This window comes from Bradyrhizobium sp. CER78 (assembly GCF_029846235.1).
Lineage (GTDB): Bacteria > Pseudomonadota > Alphaproteobacteria > Rhizobiales > Xanthobacteraceae > Bradyrhizobium.
Genome location: NZ_JARVWP010000015.1, coordinates 100,545 through 121,806, shown reverse-complemented (window position 1 = coordinate 121,806; position 21,262 = coordinate 100,545). Strand labels below are relative to the sequence as shown.

The window sequence follows — 21,262 nt, the reverse complement described above, 5'->3', positions numbered from 1 at the left end:
GGCGGCGTCGGGAGCTAGACCTGACGCGGAAAACTTGTCATAACTTACAAGAAACCGTTGTATTGTTGTAAGAATCTTACAAAGATTGGATACGGCGATGGTAACCTCAAGCGCCCGTTCCGTTTTCATGGGCCCGCGGCTGCGCCGGCTGCGGCGGGACCTCGGGCTGACCCAGGCGGATATGGCCGCCGATCTCGAAATCTCGGCCCCCTATGTCGCGCTGCTGGAACGCAACCAGCGGCCGGTGACGGCGGACATGCTGCTTCGCCTGGCGCGCACCTACAAGATCGATCTGGCCGACCTCGCCGGTGACGGCGGTGCGGATCACACCGCCCGCATGCAGTCGGTTCTGAAGGAACCGATGTTTGCCGACATCGACATCCCCACGCTCGAGGTCAGCGACCTCGCGGTCAGCTATCCCGGCATGACCGAGGCGTTCCTGCGCCTCTACACCGCCTATCGTGAAGAGCAGTTGGCACTTGCGGAGCGGCGTGCGCCGGACCTGGCGGGCACCACCTTGCTGCCGGGCGAGAACTTCGACGCCAACGATCCCGTCGCGGAAGTCAGGCGATTTCTCGCCGCGCGCCGCAACAATTTCGCCAACCTCGACGATGCCGCCGAGCGTCTCGTCCATGAGCCGGCTGGCCCGGCCGGATTCATCGAGCGGCTTCGCGAGCGTCACAAGCTCCAGGTCCGCTATCTGCCGCCGAACGTCATGCTCGGCTCGGTCAGGCGACTGGATATGCATCGCAGACAATTGCTGCTCGAGGACTCGCTCGATACCGCAGGGCTCAATTTCCAGCTCGCCAAGCAACTCGCCTATCTGGAACTGGAAGGCGAGATCAGCGCGGCGGTGGAAGACGGCAAGTTCACCAGCAAAAGCGCCGAGTTGCTGGCCCGCCGCGCACTCGCAGCCTATGCCGCGGCCGCGCTCATTATGCCGTACTCGGTGTTTGCGAAAGCGGTCGAGACGCGGCGTTACGATCTCGAGGCGCTGGCGCGGCAATTCGGCACCAGCTTCGAGCAGACGGCGCATCGGGTCACGACCCTGCAGCGGCCGGGCCTTGAGAAGGTGCCGTTCTTCCTGATCCGCGTCGATCCGGCCGGCAACATTTCCAAGCTGCTCGACGGTGCCGGCTTCCCGTTCGCCAAGCACGGCGGCGCCTGCCCGCTGTGGTCGGTCCACGACATCTTCAAGACGCCGCGCCAGATCGTCACGCAATGGCTGGAACTGCCCGACGGACAGCGGTTCTTCTCGATCGCCCGCACCGTGACCGCCGGCGGCGGCGCGTTCGGCGCCATCCGCGTCGAGCGGGCGATTGCGATCGGCTGCGCGGCCGAGCATGCGGGCCAGTTGATCTACACGCGCGACGGACAGGGGCCGAACGCCGACGAGCCGACCCCGATCGGTGTCGCCTGCCGGGTCTGTCATCGCCCGCGATGCGCGGCACGATCGGCGCCGCCGATCGGGCGCGAGATTCTTCCCGACGATTTCAGAACCTCGAGCGTGCCGTTCGGCTTCTCGGCTGACTGACGTGGTCGATCATCCCTGCGGCCGGTTCTGGTCGTACAGCACCCGCGCGCGGATGGTACCGTCGATGTCTTTCAGGTCGGCGAGGAGCGCCTCGCCCTCGCCGCCGACCACGTCGGTCTCGAGCACGACATAGCCGACTTCCGGATCGGTCTGCAGATACTGCGCCAGGATGTTGATCCCGTGCCGGGAGAGCGCGTCGTTGACCTGACGCATGACGCCGGGAACGTTGCGGTGAACATGGATGAAACGGGTACCGGTCGGTCGCGCCGGCAATTGCACTTGCGGAAAATTGACCGCGCCGAAGGTCGATCCGACGTCGGAATAATCGATCAGCTTGCGTGCGACCTCACCGCCGATGCGATCCTGCGCTTCCTCGGTCGAACCGCCGACGTGCGGCGTCAGGATCACATTGGGGAGCCCCTGCAACGGCGAGACGAAGCGCGCCTCGTTCGACACCGGCTCGACCGGAAACACGTCGACCGCGGCACCGGCCAGGCGGTTCTCACGCAATGCGCTCGCCAGCGCGTCGAGATCGACCACGGTGCCGCGCGAGTTGTTGATCAGATAGGCCTCGGGCTTCATCAGCCGAAGCTGGGCCGCGCCAATCATGTTGGCGGTAGCCGGCGTCTCCGGCACGTGCAGCGATACGATGTCGCTGGCCGCGAGCAGCTCGTCGAGCGAGTCGACCGGCTCGGTATTGCCGTGACGCAGCTTGTCGGTGTGATCGAAATAGATCACGCGCATGCCCATCGCTTCCGCGAGGTTCGACAGCTGCGAGCCGATGTTGCCGTAGCCGACGATGCCGAGCGTCTTGCCGCGCACCTCGCGGCTGCCTTCGGCGGACTTGTCCCAACCGCCGCCATGTGCGGAGACCGACCGCGGAAAGATCCGGCGGAACAGCATGACGATCTCGGCGATGGTCAGCTCCGCTACGCTGCGGGTGTTGGAGTATGGCGCGTTGAAGACCGGGATTCCGAGCTTCCGCGCGGCGTCGAGATCCACCTGGTTGGTGCCGACCGAAAAGCAGCCGACGACCAGCAACCGGTCGGCGGCCTCGAGGATTTCCGCGGTCAACTGGGTCCGCGACCGAATTCCCAGCATATGGATGCCCGACAGCGCCTGCCTGAGGTCTTTCGGTCCCAGCGCCTTGGGCAGACGTTGCAGCTCGGTATAGCCGTTCGCCTCGAACATCCGGACCGCGGAATCGTTCACGCCCTCCAGCAGCAGCACGCGTATTTTTGTCTTGGGAAGCGACAACATCATCAAGATCCAGATTCGTAAGGTTCGGGCAGGTTCTGCACGAGCGCAGTTTCGACGGATCACGTGATAACATGGAAAGCAGTGGCGTCAGAAGCCGCCATCGGCGGCACGCCCCGCGATTTGCCCTCGATTCGGGCATCCCGATGCGGGCAGGAACCGATTCGGTCAAATGTCCTGGTCAATTCGCCGGAAGGGGCCCCGTTGCGGCTCCTGGGGCGTTCGAACGCCCGCTCCGGCGCCGCGGCAAATCAGGAGATGGCCATCCCGGACGCCTTGTCGAACAAATGCGTTCGCTCCAGATCGAGCGCGACGTCGATGAATTGATCCGGCTCGGCGGCGACGCCGACCGGCATTTGCGCCGTGAACGCGAATGCGCCGACGGTTCCGATCACGAGCGTGTGCGGCCCGAGCGGCTCTACGTCCTTCACAAGGATGCGGATGGAAGAGCCTGCCGGCGCGCCTTCGCGCAACACATGATCGGGCCGCACCCCAAGAACCACGGGCTTGCCGACGCTGCCCGCATAGGCAGCCTCACGCGACTTCGGCACGCGCAACGCCGTGCCCGACGGCTCGGTGAAGGTGAGCACGCCGTCGCGGGCTGTGATCTCGCCATGGATGAAGTTCATGCTGGGCGCGCCCATGAAGCCCGCGACGAAGAGATTGCTGGGCTTCTCGTAGATCGTGATCGGATCGGCTGCCTGCTCGATCCGGCCCTTGTTCATCACCACGACGCGGTCGGCCATCGTCATGGCTTCGACCTGGTCGTGCGTCACATAGACGATCGTCTTGGCGAGGCGGCGGTGCAGCGCCTTGATCTCGGTGCGCATCTCGATGCGCAGCTTGGCGTCGAGATTGGACAACGGCTCGTCGAACAGGAATACGTCCGGGCTGCGCACGATGGCGCGGCCGATCGCGACGCGCTGGCGCTGTCCGCCGGAAAGCTGCTTCGGCCGGCGCTGCAAATACTGCTCGAGGTCAAGGACGCGCGCCACGTCGTTCACGGCCTTGTCGATGCTGGCGCGCTGCTCGCCCCGCACCTTCATGCCGTAGCCGATGTTCTCGGCGACCGTCATGTGCGGATAGAGCGCGTAGTTCTGGAACACCATCGCGCAGTTGCGCAAACCCGGGCGCAACTGCGTCACGTCGCGGTTGCCGATGCGGATGGTTCCACTGGTGACGGCCTCCAGTCCCGCGATCATGCGCAACGTCGTGGTCTTGCCGCAGCCGGACGGGCCGACCAGCACGACAAACTCCTCGTCGGCCACCTTGAGGTCGAGCCCTTCGATGATCTTGTAGGGGCCGTATGCCTTGCTGACGTTCTCGATCTCGACGTGCGCCATGGAATCCTTTTCCGTCTCTTCATCGACGGCTGGTCAAAATCCCGGATGACGCGCGCGCATCATCCGGGATGTCTCGGTTGAAGGCTAGTTCTTCGGCGGCAGGCCCATCGCCGCGCGATAGGCCGCGAGCTGCTTGGCCCGGCCGAACTCGTCGGTCAGCCGATTCCACTCCTTCGCCATCGCGTCGAGCGCCGCCTGCGGCGTGGTCTGGCCGGCCAGCGCCTTGCCGAGCTCGATCTCCACCACCTCGGTATAGGAGAAATAGCCGGGCAGACGCATGTCGAGCGCGACGTTCTTGGCATTGATGGAGTCCGATTGCGCGCCGAGATATTCCTTGGCCTCCTCCGGCGAGAAGATCTTGCTCCACAGCTGCAGATTGGCGGTGTGCGATTTGCGATAGGGATTGACGCCGCTGCCGCCGGTGATCGCCGCCTGGCCCGACACCTCGGGGCTGGTCAGCGTCTTGACGAAGTCCCACGCCGCCTTCTGGTTCTTGCCGGCCTTCGGCACCGCGATCTGCCAGCCGCCGAATGCCATGAACGGGCCCGGAAGCACGCTCGGGAATTTATCCCACTTCTTGGTCTTGGCGTTCCAGATCTCGTCCGAGCCAGGCAGCATCGCCGAGCCGACCTTGCCCGAGATCTTCGACTGCTTCGGGTCGGCGGCAATGACGCCGGTGTCGCCCCAGCCGATCGATTCCGCGACCTGGCCGCCCGCGACCGCCGCGTTGACCTCGCCGAAGGAGAAGTTCAGCGCGTTGGGCGGCCCGAGCTTCGATGCGCGGATGTATTCCTCGAGCCCCTTCACCCAGCCCGGATTGTTGATCTGCGCGTCCATCGTCTCGGGGTCGAAGAACATCGCGCCCGGATAGTTCGGATTGTTGGCGTAGGCCGCCGCGTGGCTGAAGAAGAACCAGAACTGCTGACCGCCGCGACGGAACGCTTCCGCCGTTCCCCACAGGCCCTTGTCGGGCCGCTGGAAGAACTCGGCAATGTCGAGATACTGCTTCCAGGTCTTCGGCGGCGCGAGGTCGTAACCGTACTTGGCCTTGAACGCGTCCTTCTCCTTGGGATCGCTGAACAGGTCGGTGCGATACGTGTAGGTATGGACGTCGCCGTCCATCGACTGCGAGTAGATCTTGCCCTCCCACACCATCAGGCGTTCGCGATAAGCCGGCTCGATATCGTCCCAATCCTTGCCGGACTGCATCTCCTTCGGCATCTCGCTCAGATAAGGCACGAAGTCCGGCAGCCAGGCCGGCGCGAAGCTGACGAGGTCGAACGTCGCGTCCGACGCCGTCAGCGATGTCGCGATCTTCGGATAGAGCTCGGACCAGGGAAACTCGACGACATTGACCTTGCCGCAGGTCTTCTTGGCCCATTCGTCCGCGCCGAGCTTGAGCGCGGATGCGATATACGGTCCGGTCTGCGACGCCACCGTCAGGGTGACGCCGGTGTAATCCGGACTGCAGGCAGCATTCGCCTGGCCCGCGGCGCAAGCCATCGCGAGCGAGGTAGTCAGCATCAGGAACGTCCGTCGCAACATCGTTTAGTCCTCCCTACAAAGTTTTTGCTATTTGATGGCCCCGAGCAGCAGGCCCGACCGCATCATCCGGCTGAGCAGGCCCGCCATGATCATCATGGGAACGATGGCGACGAGCGCCGCCGCCGAGATCGCCCACCATTCGTCGCCGCGCTGGCTGTTCTGACCCGCCACCAGGATGGGCAGCGTCTGCCATCTGGAATTGGTCAGGAACAGCGCGAACAGAAACTCGTTCCAGACGAAGGCCAGCGTGATCATGAACGTCGCCAGCAGCCCGTTCATCGACATCGGCACCACGATGCCGATGAAGATGCGCCAGCTCGGCACGTTGTCGACCATCGCGGCTTCCTCGACCTCGATCGGGATCGCCTCGAAGAAGTCTCGCATCAGCCAGACCACGATCGGCAGCGAGAACGCGACGTAGCACAGCGTCAGGCCGACATAGCTGTCGATTAGTTGGAAGCCCAGCCGGCCGATCTCGCTGTAGAGCAGATACAGCGCGAAGGCCGTGACGATCGGCGGAAACATGCGCTGGCTGACGAACCAGAACAGGATGTCCTCGTTGCCGAGGATCGGCCCGGGCAGCGGCAGGCGATTGGCGACCACGGCTGCGATCAGCGCGATCGGAAAGGCGAGCAGAAGTGCCTGCGAGCGGGTCAATCCGAATGTCGCGTTGAACAGCAGATAGCCGCCGAGCGCAAGCAGGAAGAACACGAGGCCCGCGCCAAGCCTGACCTTGAACTCGAACCGCACCAGCGCATAGGCCGCCATCGCGCCGATCGCGGTGGCAATCGCCGCCGCCGACAGGCCGACAACGGTCGAATTCAGGAAGGTCCGGAAGAACTCGCCGCGGATCCCCTGATAGAGATCGATGAAGGGCTGCAGGGTCGGCGTGAAGTCGACGAACGGCAGATAGGTCGGCCCGCCGACGACGCCCGGCGGCGTCTTGAACGCCGTCACCACCACCCAATAGAGCGGAAACACCGTGATCAGGCACCAGGCGAGAACACCGACCGCGACCAGGCGACGGCTCCATTGCGACAGTCCGGTCAAGCCCCGATCGCTCATCGGCGCTTCTCCAGATGCGGCCGCAGCAGCGCCAGATAGGTGACGCCGATGATCGTGATCGCGATCAGGAACAGGAAGCTGAGCGCCGAGGTGTAGCCGAGATTGAACTTCTTGAAGCCTTCCTGATAGGCGAACAGCGTCAGCGTCTCGGTGTCGACGCCCGGCCCGCCGCCCGTCATCACGAACACCGTGTCCATGATCTTGTAGCTCTCGATCAGGCGGATGAAGACGACCGCGGCCGAGATCGGCAGCATCATCGGAAAGGTGATCCCCCAGAACTGCTGCCAGGCGCTGGCATTCTCGAGCTCGGCGGCCTCGTAAACATCTTCGGGAAGCGTTTGCAGGCCGGCCAGCATCATCAGGATGACGAACGGCGTCCATTGCCAGACCTCGACCGCGATGATGCAGGCGAGCGCCCAATGTCCATTGGTGAGGAAGGGCAGATTGACCAGACCGAACTTCGACAGGAACTGGTTGAGCGGTCCCATGGTCGGGTTGAACATCATGCGCGCCACCAGCGCGACCGCCACCGGCGCGAGCAGCATCGGCAACAGCAAGGCGACGCGAAACAGCCGCTCGCCCGGCACGCGCGCGTTCAGCGCCAGCGCGACGCCGAAACCGATCGCGTATTGCAAGCCGACCGCGATGAAGGCGATCAGCGTCGTCGTGAAGAGCGCACTCCAGAACCGCGGTTCCTGCAGCAGCGTCGCATAATTGCCGAGCCAGACCACCCGCGGCGGGATCGGCGGAATCAGGCGATAGCTGAGGAAGCTCGTGGTCAGCGAATAGATCAGCGGAAAGATCGAGATCGCCAGCACGACGAGCACCGCCGGCCAGATGAAGACATGCTTGATCGGATCATTCCGCATCATCGCGCGATCATCCCTTCAGCAGCGCGTCGATCTCGGCCCGCTGCGGCATCGCGGGTGCGGTCCCGGGACGCGTGACGGAAATTCCGGCCGTGGCCGAACCGAAGCGCGCAGCCTCGAGCGGATCGACACCGTCCGCGAGCGCCGCCGCGAAGCCGCCGACGAAGGCATCGCCCGCGCCGGTGGTCTCGACCACCTTGCCGGCGGCAAACGGCGGCACATGCAGCGAGCGATCCCGCGCATGGAACAGCGCGCCGCGCTCGCCAAGCGTGATCAGCGCCGTGCCTGCGCCTTTCGCCAGCAACGCATCGCCGGCACGTCGGGCGCCGGCGAGGTCGCCGACCGCGATCCCGGTCAGCGCTTCGGCCTCGGTCTCGTTGGGGACGACATAATCGCAGAGCGCAAACAGACCAGTGTCGAACTTGATCGCCGGCGCCGGATTGAACACCGTGATGCTGCCCGCGGCGCGCGCAATCTCGAGCCCTCGAAATGCCGCATCGACCGGCTGCTCGAGCTGCGTCACGAACACGCTGGAGTCACGAATGGCGTCCGCCACCGCGTCGATGTCGGCCGGACTGATGCCGCCCGCCGCGCCCGGCACCACGATGATCGCATTGTCGCCTCGCGTCTCGTGGACGTAGATGAAGGCAGCGCCGGTCGGCGCGTCCGCCGTCCTCGCCACGCGCGGCCGGATTCCCTCGGCCTCCCAGGTCTTGACCGCAAGCTCGCCGAAGGCGTCGCTGCCGATCCGCGAGATGAAGCTCACGCTGGCGCCGGCTCTTGCTGCCGCGACAGCCTGGTTGGATCCCTTGCCGCCGGGCCCCATGGCAAATCCCGATCCGGCGATGGTCTCGCCGATCGCCGGCATGTTGCCGGCGCGGAACGCGAGGTCGACGACGAACACGCCGAGGACGGCGACGCCATGCTTGCTCATGTCGTCACTCCCCGTCGGGCGCGATCACGCCCTTGCTGAACAGGAAGCAGCCGTAGAAGCGGCGCTCGCCCGTCGCGATCACGCAATAGGCCGTCTTGGCCTTCTCGTAGAACGCATGGCGCTCGACGCCGACCAGCGGCCAGGATCGTCCCTCGGCGTGATCGATCGCGGCCTGCACCTCGCGCTGCACAGGAGGCACCTCCTGCGGCTGGCCGACAATCTCCATGCGGCTCGCGGCATCGTCGACAAATGTATCGAGCGGCATCACCGAGAGCACGGCTTCGACCGCCTTGGCGGCGCTCACATTGTCGATGCGCAGCAACTTGCCAAGCGTGGTCTGGCGCGCGATCGAATCGGCCGGAAAATTGGTGTCGCACACCACCAGGCGATCGCCGTGCCCCATCGCCCGCAGGGCATAGAGCACGTCGGCATTGAGCAGCGGATTGATGCCCTTGAGCATGTTGCGTCCCTCCCTCGTCTTCAAAATCTCCGGACTCTGACGGTCCGGGTCCCCACCGATATCACCGCAAGATGACGTCGCGAGTGCTGTATCTCTGCCGCGCAATTCACTCAGTGTCATTCCAGGGCTCGCGAAGCGAGAACCGGAATCTCGATCCACACGACCTCTAGATTCCGGGTTCGCGACGTCGTCGCGCCCCGGAATGACCGAATGGACTGCCAAACACAACTCTAGTCGCCATACGGAATCCAGATGTTCTTCACCTGCACGGCATGACGCATCAGGATCGGGCCCTCGCTCGCGGCCTTGTCGTACCAGTCGAGCGCGAGGCCGTGATCGACCAGCGTCCGCTTGAGATTGCCGATCGACAGACGCTCGGCGGCCGCCGACGCGTCCTGCGATCCGAACACCCAGAGCGCGTCGACATCGTCGTGCTCGGCAAGCACCTTGACCAGTTCGCCGCGATCGCCGGTGACGATGTTGACCACGCCGGCCGGCACGTCCGACGTCTCGAGCACCTGGTAGAAGTCGGTCGCGGCGAGCGGATGCCGCTCGCTCGGCACGGCGACGACCCGGTTGCCCATCGCAACCAGCGGCGCCACCAGGCTGATGAAGGCGAGCAGCGGCGCTTCGTCCGGACAGGCGACACCGACCACGCCGATCGGCTCATGCATCGCGAGCGCCACGCCGCGCAGCGGCGGCGTGTGAACGGATCCCTCGAATTTGTCGGCCCAGGCGCCATAGCTGAACAGCCGCTCGATGCTCGCATCGACTTCCGTGCGCGCCTTGGCCGACGACACGCCGGTCATGTCGGCGATGCGCCGGACGAACTCGTCGCTGCGCGCGGAGAGATTTTCGGCAAGGTAGTAGAGGATCTGGGCGCGATTATGCGCCGTCGCCCGCGCCCACGATTCGGTGGCGCGCGCGGCGGCCACCGCATTGCGGATATCCTTGCGATTGCCCTCGCCGGCTTCGCCGAGGCGCCGGCCCTTTGGCGATAGCACCGCGCGCGAATAATTGCCGTCCGGGCGGACCTGCTTGCCGCCGATGAACAGCTTTGCCGTTCGATCGATCGGCGGCACGTCGAAACCGGCGCTGGCGCCGGACGCAATCGGCAGCGGCGATGCCTTGGGCCGCGCCTTGCGCCCACTCCAAGCCTTCGGCTTCAGATATTCAACCATGCCTTCGCGGCCGCCCTCGCGGCCGAAGCCGGACTCGCGATAGCCGCCGAAACCGACGCTGGCGTCGAACAGATTGGTGGCGTTGACCCAGACCACACCGGCCAGCAGCTTCGGCGCGATGTCGAGCGCAAGACCAATCGTCTCGCTCCACACGCTGGCGGCAAGGCCGTAGCGCGTGTTGTTGGCGAGCATCACAGCCTCGTCGGGCGTCCGGAACGTCATCGCAACCAGGACCGGACCGAAGATCTCCTCGGTCGCAACCGTCGAAGACGGATGCACGTTCCAGAGCAGTGTCGGCGGATAGAAGCATCCCTCCGCGGGCATCGCGCCCGGCGTCTGATATTTCTCGGCGCCTTCCTTCACGCCGGTCTCGACCAGCGTCTTGATCCGCTCGAGCTGCACCGGGGCTACCACCGCGCCCATGTCGATCGCCTTGTCGAGCGGCATGCCGACGCGAAGCGTCGACATGCGGCGGACCAGCCGCCTGCGGAAGGTCTCCGCAATCCCCTCCTGCAGCAGCAGCCGCGATCCGGCGCAACAGACCTGACCCTGGTTGAACCAGATGGCATCGACCACGCCTTCCACCGCGCCATCGATGTCGGCATCGTCGAACACGATGAACGGCGATTTGCCGCCGAGCTCGAGCGTCAGCGATTTTCCGGTGCCTGCCGTCGTCTGACGGATCAGCCGTCCGACCTCGGTCGATCCGGTAAACGCGATCTTGTCGACGGGACTTTCGACCAGCAGCGCGCCGGTGGCGCCATCGCCGGTCACGACGTTCAATACGCCCGGCGGCAGGCCGGCCTCAACCGAGAGTTCGGCGAACAGCAGCGCGGTGAGCGAGGTGAACTCCGCCGGCTTCAGCGCCACCGTATTGCCGGCGGCAAGTGCCGGCGCGATCTTCCAGGCCAGCATCAGCAGCGGGAAATTCCACGGGATGATCTGCCCGATCACGCCGATCGGCACCTGATCTGCGAATTCCCGCTCCTGCAACTGCGCCCAGCCGGCGTGATAGTAGAAATGGCGCGCGGCAAGCGGCACGTCGAGATCGCGGGTTTCGCGGATCGGCTTGCCGTTGTCGATCGCCTCCAGCACCGCGAACAGCCGGGCGTGACGCTGCAGCATGCGCGCCAGTGCGTAGAGATGACGCGCGCGGCCGTGACCGCCAAGCTTTGCCCACGCAACCTGCGCGGAGCGCGCGGCGTTGACCGCCGCCTCGACGTCGGCAGCCGCGCCCTGCGCGATGCGCGCCAGCGCCTTGCCGGTGGCGGGCTCGATCGTGGTGAGGTGCTTGCCCGCATGCGGCGCCGTGAACTTGCCGGCGATGAAATGCCCGAACGTGGCGCCGTGCCGCGCCAGCCAGGCGCGCGCCTCGCCGTCCGCCTCGGGCGCAGGGCCATACTCCATGGTCTCGAAATAATTTGCGACGCTCATCGCTGGAGTCTCATCCCACGGGGTGGCGGTTGAAAGCCGAATAGTGGCCGGTCACGTGATGCTCGAGCTGCCGCTCGATATCGGCAAGCAGGCTGGAGGCGCCGATACGGAACAGATCCGGCTCGAGCCAGTCGCGTCCCAGTTCCTCTTTCATCAGGAACTGATAGTTGAGCACGTCCTTTGCAGTCGAGATTCCGCCGGCCGGCTTGAAGCCGATCTTGAAGCCGGTGCGCTCCTGGTAGACACGGATCATCCGCAGCATCGCCAGCGTCACCGGCAGCGTGGCGTTGACGCCTTCTTTGCCGGTCGAGGTCTTGATGAAGTCGGCACCGGCCATCATGCAGACCATCGATGCCTTGGCGACGTTGCGCAACGTCTTGAGGTCGCCGGTCGCCAGGATTGTCTTCAGATGCGCGTTATCGCAGACGGCGCGGAAATCCTGGACCTCGGCGTAAAGCGCCCGCCAGTCGCCGGTCAGCACATGCTCGCGCGTGATGACGATGTCGATCTCCTTGGCGCCGTCGCGCACCGACGCCTCGATCTCCTTCAGTTTCAGTTCGTGCGGGATCAGTCCGGCCGGGAATCCGGTCGAGACCGCAGCGACCGGGATGCCGGATCCTGCGAGCGCTTCGACGGCCGTGCCGACGAACCGATGGTAGACACAGACCGCGCCGGTATGCAGCTCGCGCCCGGCAAAGCCGAGCCGCTCCAGAAGGTCGCCGCGCACGGGCGCCTTGGCCTTGGCGCAGAGGCGCTTCACGCGTTCGGTCGTATCGTCGCCGTTGAGCGTCGTCAGGTCGATGCAGGTGATCGCCTTGAGCAGCCACGCCGCCTGCGCATCCTTCTTGACCGTACGACGGCCCGGCAGGCTCGCGACCCGCCGTTCGGCGGCCGACAGATTGATCCTGATTTCGTCGACCCAATCCATATCCAGCGCGCGGCCGCTGTTGCGCGCGAGCTGGTGCGGATCCCCGCCGGCCGGGGAAGCCGGCAGCGCGGTCAATGCGATCGGATTCTGGATGAAGACGCTCTGCGTCATGGAAGCGCCGTGCGGTCCTAGCGAATCGGCGAGATCGCCAGATAGACTGAATGTGTCGATCGCAACATGTGATCCTCCCCTGACCTTGCCGCTGGGTTTGCCACCTGCCGAGGAGCGACATCGCCCCGACGCGAGATGAACCAGCAGACCGGATGTTATTATTGTAACAAATCGACGTTGATAAACTCACAACATTGTAAGATCATTGTCAATCGGATAAGCAAGCTCGGCGATCAAAATGGCTGAAACCCCGAACGCACGACCAAGCGAGACACGCGTCCAACGCCTGCAGAGGCTGCGCCGCGCCGTCGAATCGAGTGGCGCGCTGCACCTGAAGGACGCCGCTGAGCTCCTGAAGGTCTCCGAAATGACGGTGCGGCGCGATCTTGCCGGTCCGGAGGCTGCCCTCGCCCTGCTCGGCGGCTACGTCGTCAACGCGGCGTCGCCGACCGGCATCAAGTACACGTTCGAGCAGGAGATCGACCAGCACACCCAGGACAAGCGTCTTGCCTGCCGGGCCGCGGCCGCCTCGATCAAGGAAGGCGATACGATCTTCATCGATTGCGGCACCACGATGCAATCGCTGGCGGACTGCCTGCCCGAGGATCTGCCGCTCTCGGTGATCTGCTATTCGATGAACGTGGCGTCGATCGTGACGCGCCGGCCCGGCACACAGGTGATGCTGATGGGCGGGCTCTATCATCCCTCATCGCAGTCCTTTGCGTCGGACGATGGCCTGTCCTATCTGCGGCGGCTCGGCATCAACAAGGCCTTCATTTCCGCCGGCGGCGTGCACTGGACCCGCGGCGCGAGCTGCTCGAACTTTCACGAAGTCGCCGTGAAGCAGGCCGTGATCGAGACCGCGATGGAGAGCATCCTGGTGATCGACGCGAGCAAGCTCGGCAGTCTCAAATCGGCATTCTTCTCCGATATCGGCGCGTTCTCGCGGATCATCGTCGGCGGCGCGGCGTCATCGGACATGCGCAAGCACTTCCGCAGCCTTCCCGTCGAATATGTGACCAGCGCAATCTGACCCGGGCGGGGGCTGGCTCGCCCGGGTCAGCTTCGTCCAAGATGCACGCCGTTGCGACACCGCGCATCGCTGGCCAAAGATCAGTTGCAGGCGGGCTTCGCCTTGTTGCAAGCGTCAGTCAGTTCGGACGGCGGCTCCTTCTTGAACACCGTCTTGTAGGATTCCAGCACGTTCGACTGTGTCACCGGCAGCGACTGCACGCCGACCCAGGCCGGCGTTTCCTTGCCAAGCAGCGCGTTCATCATGGCCATCGCCTCTGCGACACCCTGGTCATAGGGACGCTGCGACCCGGTCGCCTTCAAGGGACCACCCTTGGCGATCTCGATCGCGGATTGCAGGCCGAGATCGACGGTCGTGACCGGAATGTCGATGCCCTGCGCGCGCATCGAGCTCAGCGTATCGAGCGCCGGCTGATCCCAGACCGCGAACACACCCTTGACGTCAGGATTGCCGGTGAGGAAGTCGCCCGCGATCTGCGACACCTTCGGCGGATCGGTGAAGTCGACCTGCTTCATCTTGATGTCGGGCCGGTTCTTCTGCATCCACTCGCGAACGCCCTTGGTGCGCTCGTTGGTGCTGAAATAGTCGACGCCGAAATTGACGAGGCCGATGGTGGCGCCCTGCGCCATGCACGACGCCAGGATCTGCGCCGCGATCTGCCCGTTACCCAGATTGTCCGCCGAAATCATCGAGGCATATTCCTCGGGATGCTTGAGGCCGGTCGGAATGCTATCCATCAGCACCAGTTTGATGCCGGCCTTGGCGACCTTCTTGTAGGTCGGCGCGGTCGCGGTGAAATCGACCGGGATCGAGATGATGCCGTCCGGATGCTGTTGGATGGTATTCTCGATGTCGGCGATCTGCTTGTCGACCTGATATTCGGCGGACGCGACGCCGGTCACCGTCACGCCGTACTTCTTCAGCGTGTCGGTGATGCCCTGGATCTGCAGCTGCGCCCAGTCGAGGTTGACGGTCTGCATCGAGATGCCGACCTTGAAGTGCTTCTCCTTGACCTTGGCGGCATCGGCATCCGACAGCGCGAGCACCTCGGGAGAAGCGGCCTTCTCGCCATGGGGCCCCTGGCCGACGATCGATTTCGGTCCGAGTGTCGCAAGATCGACGCCCTTGACGCAGGTTGCCGGCACTTCGCCGCGGGCCGAGGGGACGATCGAAATGGCCGTCGCCGCGATCAGCGCGGTCAGCGGCAGGGTTTGTCGCAAGATTGGCTTCATTGTTTCCTCCCGTGTTTGGTCGCCGATTGACCGGAGGCCGGCGACCTTGCCCCTACCCTTGCAGCGCAGTGACCTTGCGACCCATGCGCTGCACCTGACTTCGATTAGCGTTTCGTGAAGGCGACCGCCGCCACGATGATCGCTCCCTTGATGACGAGCTGCATCGGCGAGCTGACGCCGAGCAGCACGAGGCCATTGTTGAGCGTGCCGATGATGAGGCTCCCGAACAGCGTTCCCAGGATGTAGCCGCGGCCGCCGAACAGGCTGCAACCGCCGAGGATCACGGCGGCGATGACGTCGAGCTCCATCCCCTGCACGACGTCCGGCCGCGCAGCATGCGAGCGCGCCGACAGCACCAGCGCCGCAAGCCCGGCCAGCGCGCCGGTCAGCACGAAGGCTGCGGTCGTCACCCATTTGGTGTTGATGCCGGAATAGAGCGCCGCGGTCGGATTGCCGCCGACTGCATAGATGCGGCGACCGAACACGTTGTAGTGCAGGAGCAGGATGCCGACGATCATCGCCACCAGCGTCCAGGCGATCGGAACGGGAATCCCCAAGAACGTGCCTTCGCCGAAGATCGCGAAATAAGTCTCGTTGGTGATGATGACCGGCTTGGTGTTGGTGACCATCATCGCCAAACCGCGCGCCATGCTCAGCGAGCCGAGCGTGACGAGGAAGGACGGAATTGAGAGCTGCGTGGTCAGGATGCCGTTGAGCAATCCGACCAGCGCGCCGGTGCCGAGCCCGGCGGCGGCGCCGACAATCCAGCTGTTGCTGACCTGGCTCATCGCCAGCGCCGCGGCCATGCCTGACAGGGCCAACGTCGATGCGACCGAAAGATCGATCTGACGCGCGATGATCACGAAGGTCATGCCGACCGCGATGATCGACACCAGCGTGGTCTGGCGTCCGATATTCAGGAAATTGTCGACCGACAGGAACCAGGGCGAGGACAGGCTGAACACGACGAGCAGCACCACGAAGGCGATGTACAGCATGTAGGGCCGCTCGCCCCGCAGCAGGTTCTGCAGCAGCTTGCGGCGCCGATCGGATCGGGTCGGCGCGGCGGCGACATTGGGCGCGGTCAGTTCAGTCATGCGGGCTGCTCTTGCAATACGCCTTGTCCGGAAGCCTGGTAGATCTGCAGGAGATGATGCAGCTCTTCGGCATCAACGATCTCCCCGCGCTTGAGCGTCCGCGCCACGCGCCCATCGACGATCACCGAGATGCGGTCGCAGAGCTCGATCAGTTCGACGAGATCGGACGACACGACCAGCACGCCGCTGCCGTCGCGGGCGGCGTTGCGGATCACGCCGTAGATTTCCTCGCGTGCGCCCACATCGACGCCGACCGTGGGCTCATCGAGCAGCAGCACGCGCGGCCGCGGCTCGTTCCATTTCCCGAACACGACCTTCTGCTGGTTGCCGCCGGACAATGTCCTGACCAGGCTGGAGGCGCCCTGCGCCTTCACCGAAAGCCGCGCGACCGCAGTGTCCGCGCGCCTGATGGCGGCGCGCTGCTGCATGAAGCCCCAGCGCGAGAAATGCGGGATCCGCGGCAGGGTGATGTTGCGCTCGATCGAATGATCCAGCACCAGGCCCTGCACGTGCCGATCTTCCGGCACCAGTGCGACGCCCTGGTCGATCGCATCAGCCGGGCTGTTCGGCAGCCAAGGGCGGCCCTCGATCTCGAATGTGCCGCGCTCGATCGGCCGAAGGCCGAAGATCGTCTCGAGAATCTCCGTGCGGCCGCTGCCGATCAATCCGGCAAGGCCGTGGATCTCACCCTTCATCACGGTCAGGTCGACGGCCGACAGCCGGTCGTTGGACACATCAGACAGCGACAGCACCGGCGACGGATCGAGCGCGCGCGCTGCCGCAGGCGCGGCGCGCGACGCCGCGCCCGCCAAGCGGTCGGTGCCGATGATGGCGTTCACCAGCCGCTTCATGTCGGTCTCGGCGGTGACGAAGGTGCCGGCGTTGGCGCCATCGCGCAGCACCGTGACCCGCTGCGAGATCTCGAAGACCTCGTTGAGCCGGTGCGTCACATAGATCACGCCGACGCCGCGGCGCGTCGCCTTGCCGATCGCATCGAACAGGATGCGGACCTCATCCGAGGTCAGCGAGGATGTCGGCTCATCAAGGATCAACAGCCGCACCTCGCCCATCAGCGCCTTGGCGATCTCCGTCATCTGGCGGTAGGCGAACGGCAGCGAGCCGACCGCAGCTTTGGTATCCAGGGGAATGCCGAGCTCGCCCAGGAACGCTTCGGCCCTGGCCATCAGTTCGCGCTTGCGGACGAAGCCGAACCGCGCGCGCGGCTCGCGGCCGAGCAAAAGATTGTCGGCGACACTCAGCGATTCGACGAGACTGAGGTCCTGATAGACGACGGCGATCCCCGCCTCGCGCGACCGGGCCGGGCTGTCGAACGTCGCCGGTTTGCCGGCGATCTCGATGGTGCCGCCGTCGGCCGCATGAACGCCGCTGAGGATCTTGATCAGCGTGGATTTTCCGGCCCCGTTCTCGCCCAACAGGGCATGCACCTCGCCGGCACGGACTTCGAGGTTGACGTCGCGCAGCGCCCGCACGCCGCCAAAGCGCTTGTTGATGCCACCGACCATCAAAAGCGACGTCGACGGCCGAGGCTCTGCCGCGATCGAACCGGACAATTCCATTTTCCTCCCGCCGCCCGCGCGAAACGCTGATGCGATGATGACATCTTGTTATTTTTGCAACTTATTGTGTTATAATTCTATCACAACGGGCGGCCTGTCAATGGGAGATCGCGCCCACCGGCGTCGGAATTGCGGGCGGTCCGAGCGAGCCCGGCACCGTCAGATACACAGCGCAGCCTCCGCGGGGCACGCCGACATCCAGGGGTGTGCTACGCTGCGATCGCTCATCTCATCGAAGTCAACGGCGGTGAACCCAGATGAAACTGAGTGCGGCGCTTGCCGTCGTCCTGATCGGGTCTTGCCTGCCTGCGACAGCGCAGCAGGGCGGTGCCGCCCTCTACGCGCAACGCTGCGCACAGTGTCACGACAGTACCGACGCGAATATTCGGGCGCCGAGCCGCGCCGCGCTGCAGTCAAGGTCGTTCGATGAGGTTCTGGGTGCGATCACCACAGGCCCGATGGCATCCTTCGCGCAGGGGCTGAGCAATGACGAGCGGGCGGCGATCGCCTCGCTCGTCACTGGAAAGGCCGCTTCGCATGCGGCGGCCGAGAACCCAGGCCAATGCGCACAGGGCGAAGCCGGCTTTCCGCAGCCGATCGACGGGCCGCGCTGGAACGGTTGGGGCGCCGATCTCAACAACAGCCGGTTTCAGCCGGCGGCAATGGCCGGCCTCACGCAGGAACAGGTCTCCCGGCTGCGTCTGAAATGGGCCTTCGGGTTTCCCGGCGCATCGATCGCGTTCGCTCAGCCGACCGTCATCGGCGGCCTGCTGTTCGTCGGCGGCACCGACCGCAAGGTCCACGCCCTCGATGCCAGGACCGGATGTACCCGTTGGGTGTTTCCGACCGAGGCGCCGGTCAGGGCGGCGATCAATTTCGCCACGATGGATAACGGCCAGCCGGTCGTCTTCTTCGGCGATCTGCTCGCCAACATCTACGCCGTGAATGCGATGACCGGCACGCCGATCTGGAAGACCAGGATCGAGGATCATCTGGCCGCCCGGATCACCGGCGCGCCCGTCTTCTATTCCGGCGTCGTCTATGTCGGCGTGTCGTCGATCGAGGAGGCCATTGGGTCGCGCCCCACCTACCAATGCTGCACGTTTCGCGGCAGCGTCGTGGCGCTGAAGGCCGAGACCGGCGCGCAGGTCTGGAAGACCTACACGATCGCCGAAGCGCCGCATCCGACACGGACGAACGCGATCGGGACCCAGCTTTTCGGTCCGGCCGGCGCGTCGGTCTGGTCCGCTCCCACGATCGACGTTCAGCGCAAGGCGCTCTATGTCGCGACGTCGAACAGCTATGCCGACCCGGCAACGGACACCAGCGACGCCGTCCTCGCATTCGATCTCGAGACCGGCAAAATGCTTTGGCATCAGCAGGCCACGCCGAAGGACAGCTTTGTCGTCGCGTGTTTCGGCACCGACCAGAGCAACTGTCCGGAGGACCCCGGCCCCGACCATGATTTCGGACAATCACCGATCCTCGTGAACCTGCGTGATGGACATCGCGCGCTGGTCATCGGCCAGAAATCCGGCGTGGTCCACGCGCTGGATCCCGATCATGAGGGCAAGATCCTGTGGCAGACCCGGATCGGCCAAGGTGGCCCATTGGGCGGGACCGAATGGGGCTCCGCCGCGGATCAGGACCGAATCTATGTCGCCAACTCGGACGTGCGGTTCCTGAAGGACGGCTCGAGGCGTCTCAACTCAAGCGAAGGCGGTGGCCTGTTCGGCCTCGATCTGGCCACCGGGAAAATCGCGATGCAGGTGGCGCCGGTTGCCTGCGGCGATCGCCCGCAATGCAGTCCCGCCCTCTCCGCCGCGGTCACCGCGATTCCCGGCGTCGTGTTCTCGGGCGGCGTGAGCGGTTTCTTGCGCGCCTACGCGACCGATGACGCAAAGCTGCTTTGGGAGATCGACACTGCGCGCGAGTACACCACGGTCAACGGCGTTCCGGGCCATGGCGGCGCCATGGACGGACCCGGGCCGATCGTCGTGGACGGTATGCTGTACGTCAATTCCGGCTACGCGCAGTGGGGCGGCCTGCCCGGCAACGTCCTGCTGGCCTTCGAGGTCGGCAACCCCTGATACAGGGTCGGCATTTGCGCCGGCACAGGGAGCACTACTCGCCGCGGGGTATTCGTGCTTTGATGTCGGCGAGGATCGGCCGATAATCTGAAGGGAGGCCTCGTGGTGTTTGGTGACGTGCTACGCAACATCACGTCCGGGGCCGTTTCCCTCGCGCTCAACGATCGTCCGATTTCAGGTTCCGAGCGGCGTCGAATCATCGCGACCAGCTTGAGCTATTCCCCGACATCAGGGACGCGCGGCCCGAAATCGAACGGCATGGCAGCCGCGCGACAAATCGATGCGCATCTCGTTGCGCACAAAAAACACAGAAACTATAAGTGCTTGGAAAGATGGTCGGAGTGGCAGGATTCGAACCTGCGACCCCTGCGTCCCGAACGCAGTGCTCTACCGGGCTGAGCCACACTCCGACTAAGAGCCGGGCTTATAGCGTCGGGTTTCGGGGACCGCAAGGGACCACAGGGCACCCAATTGAGGAATCTAGTCACAGTGGATACAGGTCTGAAAACGCACGTATTGCCCGCCGGCGCCGCCGCCACGGCCGCCGCCGCCGGGGTTCTGGCCGAGGGCGGCCTGGTGGCGTTTCCGACCGAGACGGTTTACGGCCTCGGCGCCGACGCCGGCAACGCCTCCGCGATTGCCCGGCTCTACCAGGCCAAGGGCCGGCCAGCCTTCAATCCGCTGATCGCCCATGTCGCCGATCTCGGCGCCGCCCGCCGGATCGCCCTGTTCGACGGGCAGGCGTTGCGGCTGGCGGAAGCCTTCTGGCCCGGTCCCCTGACCCTGGTGCTGCCGAAGGCGCTGTCCTGCCCGGTTGCGGAACTCGCGACCGCCGGGCTCGATACCGTTGCGATTCGCATCCCGGCCCACAAGGTGGCGCGCGACATCATCAAGGCGTTCGGCGGTGCCGTGGTGGCACCGTCGGCCAATCTCTCCGGCCATGTCTCGCCGACCACCGCCGAACATGTGAACGGCGATCTGGCCGGCCGCATCGACATGATCGTCGACGGCGGCCCGGTCGAGGTCGGCGTCGAATCCACCATCGTCGGCTGCTTCTCCGATCCGGTGCTGTTGCGGCCGGGCGGGCTGACCCGCGCCGAGATCGAGCGCGTGCTCGGTCATCCCTTGCAATCGCCGCCGCAGGATGCCGAGAACGATGCTCAGCCGATCGCCCCGGGCATGCTCGCCTCGCATTACGCGCCACGGACCCCGGTCCGGCTCAATGCCAGCGACGTCCATGTCGGCGAGGCCTTGCTTTCGTTCGGGCCGGTCAAGGTCGCGCGGCGCGAATGCGCCTCGGTGGAGATGAATCTGTCCGAGCGCGGCGATCTCGCCGAGGCCGCCGCCAACCTGTTCGGCTACCTTCGCACGCTCGACATAAGAAACGCGGATGCTATCGCGGTGACGCCCATTCCCGAGGACGGGCTGGGCGAAGCCATCAATGACCGGCTGCGCCGCGCAGCGGTTGGGCGATAACAAGCATGACCCGGAAGAGTGGAAACCGGTTTTCCCTCGCGACAAACGCGACGCGTTTGCGCGGAGGTCATGCGTAAACTAAGAACCCCGGCTGAG

General features: G+C 65.0%; 16 protein-coding genes and 1 tRNA gene. 4 read left to right on the top strand and 13 right to left on the bottom strand.

What is annotated here, in order from left to right:
• Positions 1-97 precede the first annotated feature (97 nt).
• A complete protein-coding gene (locus tag QDT69_RS27740; protein WP_279709633.1) occupies positions 98-1,534 on the top strand; it encodes a helix-turn-helix transcriptional regulator in 1,437 nt (478 codons plus the stop codon).
• A gap of 9 nt (positions 1,535-1,543) precedes the next feature.
• Here the strand turns inward: QDT69_RS27740 and serA are convergent, their stop codons facing one another.
• The 9 genes from serA to deoC all read right to left on the bottom strand — a co-directional run bounded on the left by serA (position 1,544) and on the right by deoC (position 12,550).
• On the bottom strand, positions 1,544-2,797 hold the full coding sequence (serA, locus tag QDT69_RS27735) for a phosphoglycerate dehydrogenase (RefSeq protein ID WP_279709632.1): 1,254 nt from the start codon (positions 2,795-2,797) through the stop codon (positions 1,544-1,546).
• 245 nt (positions 2,798-3,042) lie between these two features.
• Positions 3,043-4,134: a sn-glycerol-3-phosphate ABC transporter ATP-binding protein UgpC gene (gene ugpC, locus QDT69_RS27730; protein ID WP_279709631.1), complete on the bottom strand. Its 1,092-nt coding sequence runs from the start codon at positions 4,132-4,134 to the stop codon at positions 3,043-3,045.
• An 84-nt stretch (positions 4,135-4,218) separates the two neighbouring features.
• Positions 4,219-5,679 (bottom strand): extracellular solute-binding protein, encoded by a 1,461-nt coding sequence (locus tag QDT69_RS27725; RefSeq protein ID WP_050425778.1) that lies wholly within the window; start codon positions 5,677-5,679, stop codon positions 4,219-4,221.
• A 27-nt stretch (positions 5,680-5,706) separates the two neighbouring features.
• A complete protein-coding gene (locus tag QDT69_RS27720) occupies positions 5,707-6,744 on the bottom strand; it encodes a carbohydrate ABC transporter permease (RefSeq protein ID WP_279709630.1) in 1,038 nt (345 codons plus the stop codon).
• Positions 6,741-7,616 carry a sugar ABC transporter permease gene (locus tag QDT69_RS27715; RefSeq protein WP_021076112.1) on the bottom strand — a complete coding sequence of 292 codons (876 nt, stop codon included), beginning with the start codon at positions 7,614-7,616 and terminating at the stop codon, positions 6,741-6,743. Before QDT69_RS27715 ends, QDT69_RS27720 begins: the two co-directional genes overlap by 4 nt.
• A 7-nt stretch (positions 7,617-7,623) precedes the next feature.
• Positions 7,624-8,547 carry a ribokinase gene (locus QDT69_RS27710; RefSeq protein WP_279709629.1) on the bottom strand — a complete coding sequence of 308 codons (924 nt, stop codon included), beginning with the start codon at positions 8,545-8,547 and terminating at the stop codon, positions 7,624-7,626.
• 4 nt (positions 8,548-8,551) lie between these two features.
• Positions 8,552-9,007 carry an RbsD/FucU family protein gene (locus QDT69_RS27705; protein WP_279709628.1) on the bottom strand — a complete coding sequence of 152 codons (456 nt, stop codon included), beginning with the start codon at positions 9,005-9,007 and terminating at the stop codon, positions 8,552-8,554.
• A 230-nt stretch (positions 9,008-9,237) separates the two neighbouring features.
• Positions 9,238-11,622 (bottom strand): aldehyde dehydrogenase family protein, encoded by a 2,385-nt coding sequence (locus QDT69_RS27700; protein ID WP_279709627.1) that lies wholly within the window; start codon positions 11,620-11,622, stop codon positions 9,238-9,240.
• Between the two features lie 10 nt (positions 11,623-11,632).
• Positions 11,633-12,550: a deoxyribose-phosphate aldolase gene (gene deoC, locus QDT69_RS27695; RefSeq protein WP_279709694.1), complete on the bottom strand. Its 918-nt coding sequence runs from the start codon at positions 12,548-12,550 to the stop codon at positions 11,633-11,635.
• Positions 12,551-12,899: 349 nt separating this feature from the next.
• Between deoC and QDT69_RS27690 the strand changes: the two genes are divergently transcribed.
• The gene (locus QDT69_RS27690) at positions 12,900-13,694 is read left to right on the top strand and encodes a DeoR/GlpR family DNA-binding transcription regulator (protein ID WP_279709626.1); all 795 of its coding nucleotides are present in this window, start codon (positions 12,900-12,902) and stop codon (positions 13,692-13,694) included.
• 80 nt (positions 13,695-13,774) lie between these two features.
• Here QDT69_RS27690 and QDT69_RS27685 read toward each other — a convergent pair whose 3' ends face one another.
• The 3 genes from QDT69_RS27685 to QDT69_RS27675 form a co-directional block, all read right to left on the bottom strand.
• Entirely contained in the window at positions 13,775-14,926 is a 1,152-nt protein-coding gene (locus tag QDT69_RS27685; protein ID WP_279709625.1) for a substrate-binding domain-containing protein, read from the bottom strand.
• A gap of 104 nt (positions 14,927-15,030) precedes the next feature.
• Positions 15,031-16,023 carry an ABC transporter permease gene (locus QDT69_RS27680; protein WP_279709624.1) on the bottom strand — a complete coding sequence of 331 codons (993 nt, stop codon included), beginning with the start codon at positions 16,021-16,023 and terminating at the stop codon, positions 15,031-15,033.
• Positions 16,020-17,600 (bottom strand): sugar ABC transporter ATP-binding protein, encoded by a 1,581-nt coding sequence (locus QDT69_RS27675; RefSeq protein ID WP_279709623.1) that lies wholly within the window; start codon positions 17,598-17,600, stop codon positions 16,020-16,022. The genes QDT69_RS27680 and QDT69_RS27675 overlap by 4 nt, the downstream gene beginning before the upstream one ends.
• 257 nt (positions 17,601-17,857) lie before the next feature.
• Here QDT69_RS27675 and QDT69_RS27670 point away from each other — a divergent pair, with 257 nt between their 5' ends.
• Positions 17,858-19,690, top strand: coding sequence for a PQQ-binding-like beta-propeller repeat protein (locus QDT69_RS27670; RefSeq protein ID WP_279709622.1), 1,833 nt, complete (start codon positions 17,858-17,860; stop codon positions 19,688-19,690).
• Between the two features lie 333 nt (positions 19,691-20,023).
• Here QDT69_RS27670 and QDT69_RS27665 read toward each other — a convergent pair.
• Positions 20,024-20,100: transfer RNA gene (locus QDT69_RS27665), tRNA-Pro, on the bottom strand.
• A gap of 79 nt (positions 20,101-20,179) precedes the next feature.
• Here QDT69_RS27665 and QDT69_RS27660 point away from each other — a divergent pair.
• Complete coding sequence (locus tag QDT69_RS27660; RefSeq protein ID WP_279709621.1) at positions 20,180-21,166, top strand: L-threonylcarbamoyladenylate synthase; 987 nt, start codon at positions 20,180-20,182, stop codon at positions 21,164-21,166.
• Positions 21,167-21,262: the final 96 nt, after the last annotated feature.

Excerpts from the sequence above, each read along its gene's own strand:
- serA (WP_279709632.1), bottom strand. The coding sequence starts at position 2,797 with ATGATGTTGTCGCTTCCCAAGACAAAAATACGCGTGCTGCTGCTGGAG.
- QDT69_RS27740 (WP_279709633.1), top strand. The coding sequence starts at position 98 with ATGGTAACCTCAAGCGCCCGTTCCGTTTTCATGGGCCCGCGGCTGCGC.
- QDT69_RS27720 (WP_279709630.1), bottom strand. The coding sequence starts at position 6,744 with ATGAGCGATCGGGGCTTGACCGGACTGTCGCAATGGAGCCGTCGCCTG.
- ugpC (WP_279709631.1), bottom strand. The coding sequence starts at position 4,134 with ATGGCGCACGTCGAGATCGAGAACGTCAGCAAGGCATACGGCCCCTAC.
- QDT69_RS27675 (WP_279709623.1), bottom strand. The coding sequence starts at position 17,600 with ATGGAATTGTCCGGTTCGATCGCGGCAGAGCCTCGGCCGTCGACGTCG.
- deoC (WP_279709694.1), bottom strand. The coding sequence starts at position 12,550 with ATGGATTGGGTCGACGAAATCAGGATCAATCTGTCGGCCGCCGAACGG.
- QDT69_RS27725 (WP_050425778.1), bottom strand. The coding sequence starts at position 5,679 with ATGTTGCGACGGACGTTCCTGATGCTGACTACCTCGCTCGCGATGGCT.
- QDT69_RS27700 (WP_279709627.1), bottom strand. The coding sequence starts at position 11,622 with ATGAGCGTCGCAAATTATTTCGAGACCATGGAGTATGGCCCTGCGCCC.
- QDT69_RS27680 (WP_279709624.1), bottom strand. The coding sequence starts at position 16,023 with ATGACTGAACTGACCGCGCCCAATGTCGCCGCCGCGCCGACCCGATCC.
- QDT69_RS27715 (WP_021076112.1), bottom strand. The coding sequence starts at position 7,616 with ATGATGCGGAATGATCCGATCAAGCATGTCTTCATCTGGCCGGCGGTG.
- QDT69_RS27670 (WP_279709622.1), top strand. The coding sequence starts at position 17,858 with ATGAAACTGAGTGCGGCGCTTGCCGTCGTCCTGATCGGGTCTTGCCTG.
- QDT69_RS27705 (WP_279709628.1), bottom strand. The coding sequence starts at position 9,007 with ATGCTCAAGGGCATCAATCCGCTGCTCAATGCCGACGTGCTCTATGCC.
- QDT69_RS27685 (WP_279709625.1), bottom strand. The coding sequence starts at position 14,926 with ATGAAGCCAATCTTGCGACAAACCCTGCCGCTGACCGCGCTGATCGCG.
- QDT69_RS27710 (WP_279709629.1), bottom strand. The coding sequence starts at position 8,547 with ATGAGCAAGCATGGCGTCGCCGTCCTCGGCGTGTTCGTCGTCGACCTC.
- QDT69_RS27690 (WP_279709626.1), top strand. The coding sequence starts at position 12,900 with ATGGCTGAAACCCCGAACGCACGACCAAGCGAGACACGCGTCCAACGC.